The organism is Dysgonomonas mossii (genome assembly GCF_004569505.1).
Lineage (GTDB): Bacteria > Bacteroidota > Bacteroidia > Bacteroidales > Dysgonomonadaceae > Dysgonomonas.
Genome location: NZ_SPPK01000005.1, coordinates 118,017 through 135,129, shown reverse-complemented (window position 1 = coordinate 135,129; position 17,113 = coordinate 118,017). Strand labels below are relative to the sequence as shown.

Sequence of the window (17,113 nt, the reverse complement as noted above, 5' to 3'; positions counted from 1 at the left end):
TTTTAAATTGTAATACCATGCTAGTAAACCTATCAGTTAAAGATTTTTTAGCAAAGACAGCAGGAAATGACCCTGTACCCGGAGGAGGTAGCATTGCAGCATTAAATGCAGCAATAGCATCAGCATTGACAGAAATGGTAGCCAATCTTACCATTGGTAAAAAAAAGTATGAAGACAAAGAAGGATTGATGAAAAAAATTGTCGCTATAACAGAAAACTATAGGGCAAGCTTTATGAAAGATATAGATGCCGATTCGGAAGCATATAATAATGTTTTCGCCGCATTCAAACTCCCCAAAGAAACAGACGAAGAGAAAACAGAACGCAACAATCAGATACAGGAAGCAACCAAAATTGCAGCAGAAATACCAATGGAAGTAGCACGCAAAGCCGTGGACATAATGGATGTTATAACACAGGTAGCTGATCATGGCAATCAGAATGCTATAACGGATGCCTGTGTAGCTATAATGACAGCCCGCACTGCTGCGATAAGTGCTATACTGAATGTAAAAATAAATCTTTCCTCGATCAAAGACATAGAATATGTAGCGCTAATGACACAGGAGGCAAACTACCTGGAGAGCGAAGCCATCATGAAAGAGCAGGAGTTATTGAGTAGAGTAAGTAAAATACTATAAGTTTATGAAGAATGTCTATTATATCGGTTCCGGAGAATTGGACTTCGAGATCATTGAACAAATAATCAACAAAAACCTTAAACTAGAATTAGCTGCTGAGGCTAAAGAACGTATACAAAAGTGCAGGGATTATCTGGATCAAAAAATAGAGTCGCAAAAAACACCGATGTATGGCATTACCACAGGGTTCGGTTCGCTCTGCAACAAGAACATATCTCCGGATGAGCTTACACGCTTGCAGGAGAACCTTGTTAAATCGCATGCTTGCAGCGTAGGTGAAGAAATCTCTCCTGTTATTGTCAAGCTGATGATGCTTCTCAAAGCTCACGCCTTATCATTGGGGTATAGCGGAGTACAAGTTATTACTGTTCAGCGTATAATCGACTTTTTCAATAATGATATTATTCCCATCGTTTGCGATCGTGGTTCACTGGGAGCATCAGGCGATTTAGCGCCACTGGCAAATCTATTCCTACCTCTTATTGGTGTCGGCGATGTTTATTATCAGGGGCGTAAACGTGAAGCGATGAGCGTTCTCGATGAGTTTGGATGGAAGCCAATCCGCCTGATGAGCAAAGAAGGGCTGGCTCTGCTGAACGGAACGCAGTTTATGAGTGCAAACGGGGTATTCGCTATGTTGAGAGCATTCAAACTATCTAAAAAAGCGGACTTAATAGCTGCCCTTTCACTCGAAGCTTTTGACGGCTACCTCGATCCGTTTTTAGATTGCCTCCACCAGATGCGTCCGCATAAAGGACAAATAGAAACCGCCGATAATTTCAGAAAACTACTTGAGGGAAGTGAGCTTGTCGCCAGGGAAAAAGATCATGTACAAGACCCTTACTCTTTCAGATGTATCCCACAGGTACATGGAGCAACAAAAGACGCTATAAGATATGTGGCTTCGGTACTGTTGACAGAGATAAACTCAGTAACGGATAATCCGACCATCTTCCCCGACGAAGATAAAATTATATCAGGAGGAAACTTCCACGGACAACCCCTCGCTATTTCGTACGATTTTTTGGCAATTGCTCTAGCCGAACTAGGGAACATTTCGGAGAGACGTGTAGCACAGCTAATTATGGGACTACGAGGACTACCTGAATTTCTCGTGGCTAATCCGGGTGTAAATTCGGGGTTCATGATACCTCAGTATGCTTCGGCTTCGATGGTTAGCCAGAATAAGATGTATTGTTATGCTGCATCGAGCGACTCTATTGTTTCATCCAATGGACAAGAAGACCACGTGAGTATGGGAGCCAATGCTGCGATTAAGATATTCAAAGTAATGGATAACTTAAATCATATACTCGCCATCGAATTAATGAATGCGGCTCAGGGAATAGATTTTCGCCGTCCTGCAAAAACATCTCCTATACTCGAAAACTTCCTGAAAGAATATCGCAAAGAAGTAGCCTTCGTAAACGACGATATCGTTATGTATAAAGAAATACACAAGACTGTAGCTTTTCTGAATAGAATATCACTTGAGTTTATGGACTGAGAATTTGTCGTTTAATATAAAACCGATAAAAAATATAGTAAAGTAAATATTTGCATTACAGTACTGTCAAGATCAATAAGTTAAAATAACTTGATTAAAATCTCTTTAGTATGTGATTTTTAATTGGAAAGATTGTCTTATTAATATAACATATTACAATCTAATATTTGATACTTAATCTTCTCATACTATGCGCAGATATGACATTGACAGTTTACGAGTAATCGCCTTTGCTTTATTGATTTTCTATCATGTGGGAATGTTTTTCGTTCCGTGGAGTTTTCACATAAAAAACTCAGTGATATATGAAGGAACTGTTTTCCCGATGCTTTTTCTCAACCAATGGCGGTTGGCTTTGCTCTTTGTAATATCAGGAATGGGAACTTACTATGCTCTGACAAAGCGAAGTGCTATCCAGTTTGCGATAGAGCGTCACAAAAGGCTTCTAATTCCACTTATCGTAGGTATGATCTTTGTCGTTCCACCACAAGTTTATTTCGAACGATTAGATAAGGGGCAGTTTAGCGGCAGCTATTTTGATTTCTGGCCTAAGGAAGCATTCATCGGATCATATCCCGAAGGAAATATATCGTGGCATCACCTATGGTTTATACTTTACTTACTGATATTCTCTATGGTAATGCTTCCGGCTTTTCTTTATCTGCGGAAGCATCCCGATGCATGGCTGATAAGAAAACTGAAAGCCATCGTATCAAAAGCTTTTGGACTCTATATATTCATCATACCGCTCTTCTTATGGCAGTTATTTTTAGCACCTTATTTTCCACAGACAAACGGGCTAATAAATGACTGGTACAATCTTGTTAATTATTGTACATTCTTTTTCTTTGGTTATCTGTTAATTTCATTGAAGGATTCTTTTTGGGATGCAGTAACTAAAAACAGGCTGAAATTTCTGATTAGTGGTATCATTGGGTTTCCTCTGTTGATGTGTCTTTGGTATGTGATCGGCGATTTTCCCTTCAAGGGCGAGGTGCAAGCTTTGGTCAAGGTTCTTAATGCCTGGTCGTGGATTTTAACGTTGATTGGCTATGCCGCTATATATCTCAACAAACCAAGTAAGATAGTGGCATACGGAAATGAAGCTGTATATCCATTTTATATCCTGCATCAAACAATTATCATTGCTCTGGGATATTATCTGAAGTATGTCGATATAGGGTTCTTTCCTAAGTTCTCAATCATGGTGATAGGTACATTTACTATTACATGGGTGATATACGAATTTGGGATAAGACGCTATTCTATCATAAGGCCTTTGTTTGGGATGAAGCCTAAAAGTAAGAATAAGGCAGATATATAAAAAACGGCTAAAGGAGTTCAGAGTATCTTCCTTTAGCCGATCTTTTATCATTTTTTTTATTTCTCTGCCAGCAAATCGTCTACTACTTTATTGAAGTCTTGTTTAAACTCCTCATAAAACAGTCCGGTAGCAGGACCATTAAATCCGGTGTGTATCTTTCTTACAATTCCTTTCTTATCGATAAAGATAGTAGTAGGATAACCCATGATTTTACTCACCTGCGGAAGAGCCTTAGCAGTAGCATCATCACCCAGCTTGCCTACAAACAGGATTTCATAATCTACATTATAACGCTTAACCAAGCGGGAGAGCACAGTCTTTACATATTCCGGATCATCTTTACGCTCAAATGCCAACCCGATGATTTCAACGCCTCTCTTACTGTTTTCTTTATACCATGGAGATAGGTATTCCATTTCGTCCAAGCAATTTGGACACCAACTGCCAAGGATAGATACAATTACCACCTTGCCTTTGTAACGAGGGTCGGATAAAGAGACTTTCTGACCTTCTACATTAGGGAATGTGAAATTGAGGCGATCCTCTCCTTTCTTCATATAAGCTAAACTATATGGATCAGCAAGAGCAGCTTCAGCATTGCGTTTACCAACAAGCTTTGTTACACCTCGTGTGGTATAGAATTCCCCTATAAAACTATCATTTCCTTCAAACTTTCCTTTTATCAGATATGGGCTAAGACCCGCAAATGCAGAAAACTGAAAGCCATCGTTTGTCAAAGCTCCTTCGAGATAACGAAGGTCTCCTGCATTGGTCAGAATAGAGCCGGTAAGAATATTTTTATCCTGACTGAAAATCCCTACATTGTGAGCAGTATCTCCTTTTTGTCCTATAAACTGGATATCCCATTTACCGGCAAGGGAAATCTCTGTAGCTTTGTCCGCAACTTCAAAGCGCGGAGCATCACTTTTTTCTGCCGAGAAAGATACACCCTCATCGTTATCTATAAATAGCTTTTTGAATTTCCCTTCAAATTTACCATTGGCTATTTTACCTGTTAATACAGCATCATAAGCTAATATCGGAATAGTTACGGTATCGTTTGAGTAAACCACACCTTTGAGTGGAACACGCTCTGCCCCGTTTATCAAATACACGGTTGTTGAGTCTGTTGCAGAACCTTCGACGTCAAACAAGAATGGAAATTTCTGATCTGAAATAGAGAATTCACCTCTCCATTTTCCGTGTGTCAGCTTATGTTCCGACGCCTTATTACAAGACATTAGTACAAATGCAGCAGCCATCATTATTAAATATTTCTTCATATCTTTATTATGCTTTTGTTTGATGTAAAGCTACAAACTACTTTTTAAACACCCACAATTTTGTTTCTATTTTATCATTACCCTGTGCAGACAGAGCTTCTTGATAGTTGGCTTTATTCACATTCTGTTCCTTAGTAGGGTAGTATAAACGTCCCGGAACACCCCCATCTCCAAACAACGGATCGAAACGATATGTTACTCCTGCGCCATCTATCGTCCCTTGAAATACAACATCTCCTTCTTTTACCAAGAATGAAGGATAGCCTGTACGACGATATTCACTCCATGATTCGAGACCTTGCATATAGAGAGCGATATACTTTTGTGTCAAAACATTCTCTTTACTAGCAGCAGGAAGAGACTCCAAATAAGTATTCACATTGTCGGCTGAGACACCCCACTTTTCGAGAGAAGCCCGAACACCTGATGCATAATCAGCCTGAGACCAAGAATTATATTCTGAGACCAAGAATTTTACTTCGGCGTATTCCATCAATACCTCAGCATAGTTTGCCGCATTGATAACCGCTCCCGGCAAACTCACTCCTGTTGCTGCGAATTTACCCGCCTGATCGTTTGCTAAGCCATAAGGAAGTCCTACATAAGTATTAGTAGCTGTTGCCGGTAAGGCATATATCGGTAAACGAGGATCTGAAACGGGCAAAATTGCATTCTTCCCTTGAAGCAGATCCACAAAGATATTAGATATCGCAAAGTCTTTCCGGTTGGCTGTAACCGTAGCTCTATATAAAGGAGCTTCGTTAGGAGAAGTAGTAGAATACTTGAATGCTGCATTATCAGCATTACTTGTAAACACACCTTTACTCAATGCATCCTGAAAATGTTCTTGATACAAAGCCTGATTCTTATCTTTTATACGTGTAGAAAATCGTAGTCGCAGTGAGTTTGCAAACTTTGCCCACTTCTGATTGCTACCTGCATAAATAATATCAGCCTTGCCAAAAGTTGTTTCCGATTGATATTTGATCAATGTATCTCCGGCTGCTTTCAGTTCACTCAATATATCCGCATAGATTTTCTCCTGCGACGCATACTTAGGAGTTATATTCTCAGGATTTTGTTGTAATGCCTGAAAGTCCTCATCTTTATTGCCGTAAGATTGGTAAGGGATATTCCCAAACACATCGGTAAGAGCATAGAATGCATACGATTTCAATACACGGCTTATCGCTATCTGAGTAGCATTGCGTCCTGCACCATTAGCGGTTGCCACATCTTTTGTTAAAGGATCAGTATTCAACTTTACTACCTCCTCCAGATTATTTAATGTTTTATATAACCCTTTCCAGTAATCATCAGAATAACTGAAAGGAATATCATATCGCGATTGGGTAGTATATGTATTTTGAGAAAAATACTGAACAAACAACATGGAACCTCTCAACGATGCCTGTTCGCTACGGAGATTATCAACCAGCAATTTCTCAGCAGAAGTGATCAAAGAGGTGGTTGGCACTGACGTTGGGCGGTTGGGATCTTCATTTATATCATCAACACAAGAGGACAATAAAACTGAAGCAAATAAGCCTAATATATATAGTTTATTAATTTTCATACAGATAGTTTATTTTAAAATTTGAAACCAAGATTTATACCGTAGGTTACAGGAGTAGGTAGGTTACCGCCTTCTATACCTTGTACATTACCACTACTATTGGTTAGTTCGGGGTCAATATCCTTACTCTTGGTATAAATATTCCATAAGTTGCGGGCATAAGCCGTTACGTTTATACTCTTAACTTTCCATTTTGGAAGATTGAATGTATATCCAAGAGTTAACTCACGAAGCTTAATAAATGTAGCATCAAAAACGGTATATGCTGTTGGCCCGTTATACTGATTCTGTGCCCATGCCTGAGCAGTTACACGCTTGTCGTTTGTAGCCGTATTAGAAACAGTATATGTTCCGTCGGCATTGAATACAACATTACCGGTAACGCCATCAAGTATAATACCATCTTCACGAATATTATTCGCTGCTGTAGATTCTAAGATACCTGAGTACATACCCACTTTGTAAGTCTGAGAGAAGAACTTACCACCAACACGCGAATCGATCAGGAATCCGAATGTAAAGTCTTTGTATCTCAACTGATTTTGGAAACTCCATAAGAAATCAGGCAATACGCTCCCAAGCGAAGCAAACTGATCGGTACGCATATATACGCCATCACTGTTTACCACCTTCTTTCCATCAGGTGCATATACAAAATCATAGCCTTTTATCTGTCCGTAACTCTCGCCTTCTTGTGCGACAAGCGAAACCAAAGTATTACTCAATTGTAATGTATTAACAGCATCCGACAATTTAATAATTTTATTACTGTTTTTCGAGAAGTTTGCAATTGCTGTCCAGTCCCAATCCTTTTGACGGATCGGATTTACGGTCAGTGTAGCTTCTATACCTTTATTGTTTATCTTCCCTGCATTGATTAGTTTATAACTATATCCAAAAGCATCTGATGTAGGTAATTGTATGATCTGATTACGGCTATTATTATTGTAATAAGTAACATCCAATCCGATCAGATTATTAAATAATTGCAATTGCAATCCTGCCTCCCAAGATGATGTAATCTCAGGCTTTAGATTAGGATTATTTAATTTATCTGATAAAGTATAAGATATATTTCCGTCAAATGCATTCAAAGCCTCATAAGTCTTATACAACTGATAAGGATCAGTATCATTACCAACTTCTGCCCAACCCAAACGGACTTTACCGAATGACAGCCAGTTCTGATCTTTAAATGCCGGAAGCTCTGTGAATACAAAAGATGATGTAAGGGATGGGTACAAGAACGAATTATTATCTGTAGGTAAGGTCGAAGACCAATCGTTACGGATAGTACCATCTAAGTACAACATACTTTTCCATCCATACGAAACACTTCCGTATACTGATGATATTGCTTTTTTGTAAAGACCTGTAGACGGGTTTATAATGACAGAGGAAGCGTTATTCAGGCTATAGTATGCCGGAATCGTAAGCCCACCCGATGTTTGTATATCGCTTACTCGTCTGTTACGTCTCATATAATTCGCACCAAGGTTAGCGATTAAAGAGTGATCACCCCAACGGTTATTTGATGTTGCCAAGAATTCATAATTAAACTCATCAAACTTTTGGGAATATTCCTGATACATCGACTGCGAACGAGAGTAATATGCAATACGATCTTGCGAATTGTATTGATACACATCACCATTTATACGTCCTGTCAGACTCAACCATTTAGTCGGGGTAATCACTAAACCTATATTACCATACAACCTGTCTCTGTTCTCTTTCAGATAACTTTCGTAGGCTGACCAATAAGGATTATCTATATATTTTGTTTTCTCGGCAGCTGTTGTATTTTCCCAGCTTGTACGATTCCATGCACGAGGCGTACCATCGGCACGTTTATATTCACTTAGTCTCTTATAATCTACCTGCACTTGCCCCCATTGATATGCTTCGAGGATAATATTACGGTTCGAAGCTCCTGTCCACGGACGACCTGTAGATTTATTATTTATATAGTTTACATTTCCGAAGAATGAAACCAGATCCCCTTTTGTACTCCCCGATATATTCACTGCATTTCTGCTCAACGAAGAATTGGGAACTGTACCTTTTACATTCTTATTGGTAAATGATACACGAAAAGCACTACTTGATGAATTCTTTGAAAACGCTATATTATTTGTATTCGACACTCCGGTACGAAAAAAGTCTGTAACATCATTCTTTGGATAAACCCAAGGCTCAGGATTCAGGTAATCATTGGCATACTCAGGATCAAGATTATACCAGTGTAATACAGGTGTCCCGTCAAGCTTTGGACCCCAGCTCTCATCAGCTGCATAATCTACGACATTGTATTCTTTTCCGTCTATGGTTACTTTTTGGAACGAAGTACTATATCCACCACCATATAATTTCTGGCGTTTGGGCAGTCTAACTACATTTTCGAGCTCGATACCCGTATTTACTTGAATATCTAAACGATCTGTATTGCTACTGCCTTTTTTTGTTGTGATCAGTATCACACCATTTGCGGCACGTGTTCCATAAAGAGCTGCAGCCGAAGGGCCTTTCAATACATTTATATCTGCTATATCGTCCGGATTTATATCCTGTATTGTACTTCCCACATCTTTTCCTGCGCTACCATTAATTGTAGAAGAGGTATTCATGTCGGTATTATCGAGAGGTACTCCGTCGATAATATACAATGGCTGATTATTTCCTGTAATCGAATTTATACCACGCAGCGTTACACGAGAAGATCCTCCCATATTTCCTCCACTAGATATAACTTGCAAACCCGATATTTTCCCCGAAAGGGCACTCAATGCATTGGTTGGCCTTGTCTCCAGAGCTTTCCCCGATACGGCTTGTACGGCATAACCCAAAGCCTTTTTTTCGCGAGGGATATTTAACGAAGTCACTACTACTTCATCCAGTTCGGTACTATTTTCTTTCAAAACTACATCTATTGGTTTATTCGATAATACTTCAACCTGATGTGTTTCAAATCCTAAATATGAGAATATCAGAATTTCGTTTTTTTTCACTGATATGGAGTAATGACCATCTATATCCGTCAGGGTTCCCGACTGAGCATTACCCTTCACTTGTATTGTCACCCCGGGCAGGTCTGTACCTCCAGCATCTGTTACATGTCCTTTTATAGTGTATATGTCGCCTGTTTGTGCGGAAACAAATAAAGTAAAAACAGTAAATAATAACAGTAACTTTAATTTTCTAAAATTTAGCATAACCTTTTTATAATTTAACTCAAACAACCTTTATAGATATATTAGATATTTATTTGTTAAAAACAGATAATATCTATCACAAAAGTATAATGAGCAAATTAGGTATGAAATCCCCTTGATGTGGTATATTTATACCTCAAACATGGTATGCTTTTATGAGTTTGATAAAATGGTTATCCGTATGAAAAAATCGACATTTTCATAAAACACTAACAAGCAACAATATAAAATCGCCCAGAGATTTTAGGTTGTCTACTTAATCTACATCTACTATTTCAGGCAATTTAACATTTAATGCCTGACCTATCTTATACAATGTTATTATTGTTGGATTTGTACGCCCTTTTTCTATTCGTATCAGATTATTATACTCTATATCCAGCATATCTGCCAAATCCATTATGGATAAGTTTTTACCCTCCCTTATACTCCTGATTTTCAGACCAATTTTCCTTTTGAGGATCTCCTTATCCATATTTAAACTATCATTAATGATTGTTGTTAAAGAAAATTGTTTAGATTTGCATTTCAACAATCTTTAATGATTGTTTTGTTAAAAGGAGTATGCTGAAAATCCTATTTAACAGAGTAAGCCCAAATATTAAATATTTTTAAGGAGATGCCCACCATGAAAACATAGTATTTAAAAGCCTAAAACCAAAATCACACCACACCTTAATCAAAATCCCAAAATTTAAAGTCGATTATTAACAATTTTACTTAAAATTGATGAAGACACAACAAAAATTTAATACCCGGCCTATCAGATCATTCAAAATGTTTTCCTTATTAACTTTTACAATAGCAGGAATCACATTATGCCCATACAACCTTCAGGCCTCCGACCGAAACGATACGAATAAAGCCATAGTGCACGAAACAGCACCTTTGCAAAAAGGTAAAATAGTAACAGTAACAGTAAGCGACAATATTGGCCCTGTAGTTGGCGCCAATGTAGCGGTAAAAGGAACTACAAATGGAAATATCACAGATATCGATGGAATAGCCAGATTGGACAACGTGCCCGAAAATGCTACTTTGCTTATTTCATTTGTAGGATATATATCGAAAGAAATATCCGTAGCCGGACAAACATCTTTTAACGTACAGCTACAAGAAGACACCAAAACACTGGATGAGGTAGTCGTAATTGGATATGGTACATTAGAGAAGAAGCAAGTAACCAGTTCGGTAACATCCATATCAGCAAAAGACTTGATGACAGGAGTAGGCGGATCGGACGTATCCTCCGCTTTACAAGGTAGAGTTAGCGGACTTATTATGAACAATATCGGTAGTGCAAATGCAGGAACTACATTCCAGCTGCGAGGGATGACTTCTATAAACTCAGGGAAGTCGCCTCTTATCGTTATCGATGGGTTTCCGGGGGGAGATATACGCTCACTCTCGCAAGACGATATCTTGACGATCGACGTCCTTAAAGATGCCTCTGCCGGAGCTATTTATGGAACACGTGCTGCATCGGGTGTAATACTCATTACTACCAAAAGTGGATCGAACACAAGCGGTAAGGTGAAAATGACTTACTCGACCGAAATGACAAAAAAACAAAATTACGGAGCTCCAGAGATGCTAACAGGAAGAGAATATGCAGAGCATAAGATCGGTACAGATTATGGTACAGATACAAATTGGTGGAAAGAGCTTATCAACGATGATAACTTTTCACAGAAGCACCATCTTTCTCTCGAAGCCGGAACAGAGAATGCTCAGATATATTCTTCCTTTTTTTATGAAAAAAATCAGGGAATTTCAATCAAAGATGAACGTCAGGATTACGGAGGAAGATTTAACGCCAACTTTAAAGTTCTTGATGGATGGCTCGAAATCAGACCGAGCGTAGATTATCGTCAGGCGATGCGCAATAACAACTATCCAAACTTCCAGCAGGCGATGCGCAACAACCCAACCAGATCTCCTTACGACCCTGATAACGAAACAGGCTACAATGTATGGACCAACGAAACACTGGACTATAACGTTTTAGCGGATGCTAACCTGAGTACTTACGAAGGACTGGACAAATGGTTCAAGCCCGAAGCTACTTTCAAATTGAATATAAAACCTATACCCGGCCTGTCATTCCAGCAAGTAATAGGATATGAAAACCGCCAGTGGGAATACCATTTCTACAAATCGCGCTATCACCGAGAAGAGATAGAAGACAGACGAAGAGGAGCCGCAACCCTCACTTTCGACAAAACAGAAAATCTTACTTCCGAAGGTTTCGCAACTTACATCAAAGAATTTGATGGCGGACATGTACTAAATGCTGTGGCCGGGTATTCTTATTTTGAGAAAAACGGTGAAGGATTTAGTGTTTCCAATTACGATTTCGATGTGGATGGGATAAAATTTTGGAATATCGGTGCCGGATCGTATCTGAGTGATGGCAAAGCCGGAATGAGTTCAGGCAAGGATATCACAGAACGTTTATTCTCTGTATTTGCACGTGCCAACTATTCCTATCAAAACAAGTACCTATTACAGGCTTCACTCAGACACGAAGGTTCATCAAAGTTTGCCGCAGACAACCGTTGGGCCGATTTCTGGTCTTTATCGGGTGGATGGCGCATCTCGGGTGAAAAGTTCATGAAAAATATAAGCTGGATAGATGACCTCAAAGTCCGGGTTGGCTATGGAGTAACAGGAAATAACGACTTCAGCTCTTCTTATATGGCAGATATGCTGGGCTCTGATGCGTACTGGATGCTTCCTGACGGAACATGGGCATACTCATTTGGTAAAACCCAAAATATAAATCCAAATCTGGGATGGGAAGAAAAGAAAGAATGGAACTTCGGTTTGGATTATTCGCTTTTCGATGGTCGCTTATATGGTAAATTCGATTATTATAGACGTAAGATCGACAACCTTATCTACAGCGTTAAAGTTCCTCAACCACCATTCACTCAAGGTTCTCAGTACCAAAACATAGGAAGCATGGAGAGTAAAGGATGGGAGTTTGAAATTGGAGGAGACATCATCCGTACTAAAGATTTCACATGGAACAGCAACCTCAATTTAGGTCACAATTCAGGTAAGATTCTTACTCTTTGGGGGAATAATACATATTACAACGGAAATGGTTTTCCTGCCCCGGGTAGCCCGGGAGATGCAGCACGCATAGAAGAAGGTTCTACAATAGGTGCGTTCTATCTTTGGAAGTTTGCAGGATTCGACGATGATGGAAAATTCTTACTCTACAACAAAGAAGGGAAAGTAATACCGGCATCCGAAAAAACCGAAAATGATAAACAATACATCGGAAATTATACACCTAAGCTCATCCTCGGATGGAGACACACCTTGCAGTATAAAAATCTCGACATGGGAATCAGTCTGCGAAGCTGGATCGACTTTGATGTATACAATGCCCTAAACATGTACTTCGGAATTCAAGGGCAGGGAAATACGAATGTATTAAAATCAGCATATGGCGAATTCAACCATATTAAAGGGGAAAAACAAATCTGTGATTACTACCTCGAAGACGGTACATTCTTAAAGATAGATGCAATCACACTCGGGTACACCCTTTCTATGAAGAAATATACGAAACTGATAGACCGCCTACGCATATACGGAACCGTAGGTAATGTTTGCACCATTACCAGCTATAGCGGCATGAACCCCCAAGTGAATATCACAGGATGGGAAGGTGGTACGGAAAAATTCTGGTCAAGAGATGATTTTTATCCTACAACCCGCACTTATACATTAGGTCTTCAGTTAAATTTCTAAACATACACAAAAGATGAAAAAGTTTAAAATATATAATTCCGTCTTAATCGGAATTACAATTTGTTTATTCGCAATTACTTCGTGTAGCGTAGAACCTACATTTTATTCACAGGTAGTTCCTGAGACATTCTACACCTCTCAGGAAGCTGTTTGGGAACGTTTCAACCGTCCGTTTACACATTGGCGCTGGTATATTGCCAACAATGAGCCTCGCTGGATGTTGCAAGAATTGGGTACCGATGAATTTTGCTTGCCTACACGTGGTAGCGACTGGTATAATGGAGCCCTGTATCAAAAATTCCATCACCATGAATACACTGAGGACATGGCTTTTATAGAAACAGGATGGACTAACTTTGCTATGGGAGTGGCTCTTGCATGGGATGCTCTCGAAGATTTAGAAAAAGTAAACTTCGATGCTTTGGGATTTGCTGAAGGCACACGAGAATCGATGCTAAATCAGCAAAAGGCACTTGTAGCCTCTTTCTATCTGGATGGTCTGGATTTCTTTGGAGGAGTACCTCTATATACTACTACACAGAGTGAAGTAAAAGGACGTTCTACAGATAAAGAGACTTTCGATTTTATAGAAAAATTACTCAAAGAAGCTATCCCTAATCTTCCTGTAAAAGAAGAGCTTGGCGGATTGGAAAACGGAAGTATCAATCGGGCTGCCGGAGCAGCTTTACTGGCTCGCCTTTATTTTAACGCCAAATCATATATCGGCGAAGAAAAGTATTCAGAAGCAGCAACAATCTGCCAGGATATTATCGACGGGAAATACGGCAAATACAAATTGGATACAGACTGGACAAATATATTCGGATTCGATAACGAAACTAGTCCCGAAATTATTTGGTCTGTACCAAGCGAGAATGCTAAGCTGGAAACTGATGGTATGTACTGGAGCTATATGGTACCTTACAACTACAAGAATTATTTGGGAGGACTAGAAGGCTCAGGCTCTAATAACGGTATTGGACTAATACCAAGCCTCGATCCGACAGGTAAAAAATATTCTTACAAATTGGGTGGTGCTTATGCCAAATTCAACGATAACGACATTCGCAAACAACTATATGTATACGAAGGAGCCGGCAAGTATCGTGGAATGTTTATTGTAGGAGAACTTGTAAATCCAACAAATCCAAGCTGGACATGTACAGGGAGCCGTGAATACAGCGGAAAAACACTTGTAGTAAGAGATCAGGTTGCTTATTTTGCAAAAGTTGGATCGGCAGAATATCCGACATTGGAGTCACTTCCATCTACAATTGCCACAGCAGAAGAAGCTTCTTGTGTGCGTGTTACCAAACGTAGCCCACGTCCTAATCAGAGTGAGAAAAACCGCAAATTCGATCCGGACGTGCCTGTTATTCGCCTTGCCGAAATTTATTATACATTAGCTGAATGCAAAATGCGGGCAGGAGACAAAGATGGTGCAGCCGAACTGATCAACACCGTACGTAAACGCTATTTTGCAAATGGCAACGACCCTGACCCTGTAACGGGCTCTAAGCTGGATAAATACCGCATGCTGGATGAATGGCAATTAGAATTTTTGGCAGAAGGCAGAAGACGAACCGATTTAGTACGTTGGGATGCCTATGTAACAGAAAATTGGTGGGATCATAAAGCAACTAACAATACAGACCTGAATAGATTCCCTATTCACTATAGTCTGATAGGAGCAAACAACTTATTGAAGCAGAATCCCGGATATTAAAAATTAAAATCTCTGTAGTGCATCCGTCTCTGTTTGCACTACAGAGATAATAATCGATAAAATGACAACTAAATGCCCTCAAAGTCTCTAAAAATCTTTAATTAAGCAACATTTTAAGAACAAATGAAATATTTTTATCTAGTTCCTTAAATAATAAATATTTACCTTTGTCTTTCTATAAATATATTATATATGGAATCGTTGGAAAATGGCTCATTTAAAGTCCGCTTCGGAGTTATAGGCACAAATTTTATAGTAGACAAAGTTCTGGAAGCGGCGAGACTTGACCATCGTTTCGAACTTACAGCAATCTATTCCCGTACACAAGAACGTGCAGATGAATTTGCGAAGAAGCACAACGTTCCCCATACGTTCACTTCTCTTGAAGATATGCTTTCGAGCAATTTGATAGATGCGGTATATATTGCATCGCCGAATTCACTACATGCTTCACAAAGCATTTTGTGTATGCAACATGGCAAACACGTATTTTGTGAAAAACCATTTGCATCGAATGCGAATGAAGTAAAAACCATGATAGCGGCAGCCGAGAAGTATAATGTAAGGCTAATGGAAGCAATGAAGCCGACAATGACCCCAAACTTCTCTGTAATAAAAGACAACCTAAAAGAAATAGGAACAATACGTAAATATTTTTCTTGCTATTGCCAATACTCCTCTCGGTACGACAAACTAAAAGAAGGCGTTATATTAAATGCCTTCGACCCGTCATTATCTAACGGAGCAGTAATGGATTTGGGCGTATATACCATATATCCGATGGTAGTCTTATTCGGGCGACCAAAAAAAATTAGCGCTGCAGGCCTTAAACTGTTTACAGGAGCCGATGGACAAGGAAGTGTTAATTTTGAATATGAAGGCATGGATGCAACAGTCATGTATTCCAAAATAGCAGATTCGAGCCTACCAACAGAAATACAGGGAGAAGAGGGTACAATAACTGCCGACCGGATAAATATCATAAACAAAGTAACACTAAAAAAACGAAGTGGAGAGGAAACTATAATAAGTACTCCCAATCCTACACATGAGTATTATTTTGAAGTTGCAGAATTCATTGACCTGATTCAAAAAAATGAAAGAGAATCTACAATTAATAGCCTTGAAAATTCATTAATTACAATAGAAATTATTGATGAAATAAGGAAACAATTGGGGATAATTTATCCTGCAGATAGCATATAATATTAAATTGTCACAAATACGCGTTTGTTTTATTACATTATTTTGAATAAAAAAAGATTTTTGCTCTAAGAGATTTACTATTGTTATACAATTTATTATAAATACCAACTTTTTTTAACAGTAATGAGAGATTTACTTATTTAAAATATTCCTAGCTTTATTCCGCATTTTCATTTACTTTTTAGGATTGAATAAATGCTACCGTGATTGCACATTATAGCACTCATTAACAAAAACTTAAAGCCGTCTTGTTTGTCATTGACAAAATAGGCTCAAGACAACAAGAAAAATGCTCAGCTTTTTATAAATTATATGAACAATTAAACAATCTATATTTTAACTTTCTTGAAAAAGACAGAACTTATTATTTACTAACCCATGAATAAACTAACATCTTATTCGCGCCCTCAGACCCTCTGGCTGGTAATACTCAGATTACTGATTGGCTGGCATTTTTTATACGAAGGTCTTGTAAAACTCTTCAGTTCAAGTTGGACTGCTTATCCTTACCTTATGGATTCACGAGGATTTATGGCAGACTTCTTCCACAGTATTGCCGAAAACGCAGAATTTCTAGCCTTTTCGAATTATGTTAATATCTACGGATTAACACTTGTCGGACTCGGACTTATACTTGGTTGCTTTTCGCGTTATGCATCTATCGGAGGTATCGTTTTTCTTAGCCTATACTATTTGTCTCACATACCTTATATAGGCGCAAATTCTATGATGCCAACCGAAGGCTCTTATCTATGGATAGACAAGAACCTGATAGAGATAGGAGCATTGATGGTATTAATATATTTCCCTACCTCGCACATTATCGGATTTGACCGATACATTTCAAGATTATTAAAACGCAAAACAGCTTAA

At 38.8% G+C, this 17,113-nt stretch carries 11 protein-coding genes; 7 read left to right on the top strand and 4 right to left on the bottom strand.

Annotation, left to right across the window (positions count from 1 at the left end):
• Positions 1 to 17 precede the first annotated feature (17 nt).
• From E4T88_RS14460 to E4T88_RS14450, 3 genes are all read left to right on the top strand, one after another.
• Positions 18 to 641 (top strand): cyclodeaminase/cyclohydrolase family protein, encoded by a 624-nt coding sequence (locus E4T88_RS14460; protein WP_135106640.1) that lies wholly within the window; start codon positions 18 to 20, stop codon positions 639 to 641.
• Positions 642 to 645: 4 nt separating this feature from the next.
• The gene (hutH, locus tag E4T88_RS14455; protein ID WP_135106639.1) at positions 646 to 2,148 is read left to right on the top strand and encodes a histidine ammonia-lyase; all 1,503 of its coding nucleotides are present in this window, start codon (positions 646 to 648) and stop codon (positions 2,146 to 2,148) included.
• A 190-nt stretch (positions 2,149 to 2,338) separates the two neighbouring features.
• Positions 2,339 to 3,472 carry an acyltransferase family protein gene (locus E4T88_RS14450; RefSeq protein ID WP_135106637.1) on the top strand — a complete coding sequence of 378 codons (1,134 nt, stop codon included), beginning with the start codon at positions 2,339 to 2,341 and terminating at the stop codon, positions 3,470 to 3,472.
• A gap of 56 nt (positions 3,473 to 3,528) precedes the next feature.
• Here E4T88_RS14450 and E4T88_RS14445 read toward each other — a convergent pair whose 3' ends face one another.
• The 4 genes from E4T88_RS14445 to E4T88_RS14430 all read right to left on the bottom strand — a co-directional run bounded on the left by E4T88_RS14445 (position 3,529) and on the right by E4T88_RS14430 (position 10,018).
• Complete coding sequence (locus tag E4T88_RS14445; RefSeq protein WP_135106635.1) at positions 3,529 to 4,755, bottom strand: TlpA disulfide reductase family protein; 1,227 nt, start codon at positions 4,753 to 4,755, stop codon at positions 3,529 to 3,531.
• Positions 4,756 to 4,792: 37 nt separating this feature from the next.
• Positions 4,793 to 6,331 (bottom strand): SusD/RagB family nutrient-binding outer membrane lipoprotein, encoded by a 1,539-nt coding sequence (locus E4T88_RS14440; protein WP_135106633.1) that lies wholly within the window; start codon positions 6,329 to 6,331, stop codon positions 4,793 to 4,795.
• A 14-nt stretch (positions 6,332 to 6,345) separates the two neighbouring features.
• Positions 6,346 to 9,543 (bottom strand): SusC/RagA family TonB-linked outer membrane protein, encoded by a 3,198-nt coding sequence (locus E4T88_RS14435; protein WP_135106631.1) that lies wholly within the window; start codon positions 9,541 to 9,543, stop codon positions 6,346 to 6,348.
• A 256-nt stretch (positions 9,544 to 9,799) separates the two neighbouring features.
• On the bottom strand, positions 9,800 to 10,018 hold the full coding sequence (locus E4T88_RS14430; RefSeq protein ID WP_135106629.1) for a helix-turn-helix domain-containing protein: 219 nt from the start codon (positions 10,016 to 10,018) through the stop codon (positions 9,800 to 9,802).
• 254 nt (positions 10,019 to 10,272) lie between these two features.
• Between E4T88_RS14430 and E4T88_RS14425 the strand changes: the two genes are divergently transcribed.
• The 4 genes from E4T88_RS14425 (at position 10,273) to E4T88_RS14410 (ending at position 17,113) form a co-directional block, all read left to right on the top strand.
• The gene (locus tag E4T88_RS14425) at positions 10,273 to 13,308 is read left to right on the top strand and encodes a SusC/RagA family TonB-linked outer membrane protein (protein ID WP_135106627.1); all 3,036 of its coding nucleotides are present in this window, start codon (positions 10,273 to 10,275) and stop codon (positions 13,306 to 13,308) included.
• 13 nt (positions 13,309 to 13,321) lie between these two features.
• Positions 13,322 to 15,034 (top strand): RagB/SusD family nutrient uptake outer membrane protein, encoded by a 1,713-nt coding sequence (locus tag E4T88_RS14420; protein ID WP_185146748.1) that lies wholly within the window; start codon positions 13,322 to 13,324, stop codon positions 15,032 to 15,034.
• A gap of 192 nt (positions 15,035 to 15,226) precedes the next feature.
• A complete protein-coding gene (locus tag E4T88_RS14415; protein WP_135106625.1) occupies positions 15,227 to 16,240 on the top strand; it encodes a Gfo/Idh/MocA family protein in 1,014 nt (337 codons plus the stop codon).
• Positions 16,241 to 16,618: 378 nt separating this feature from the next.
• Entirely contained in the window at positions 16,619 to 17,113 is a 495-nt protein-coding gene (locus E4T88_RS14410; RefSeq protein ID WP_135106623.1) for a DoxX family protein, read from the top strand.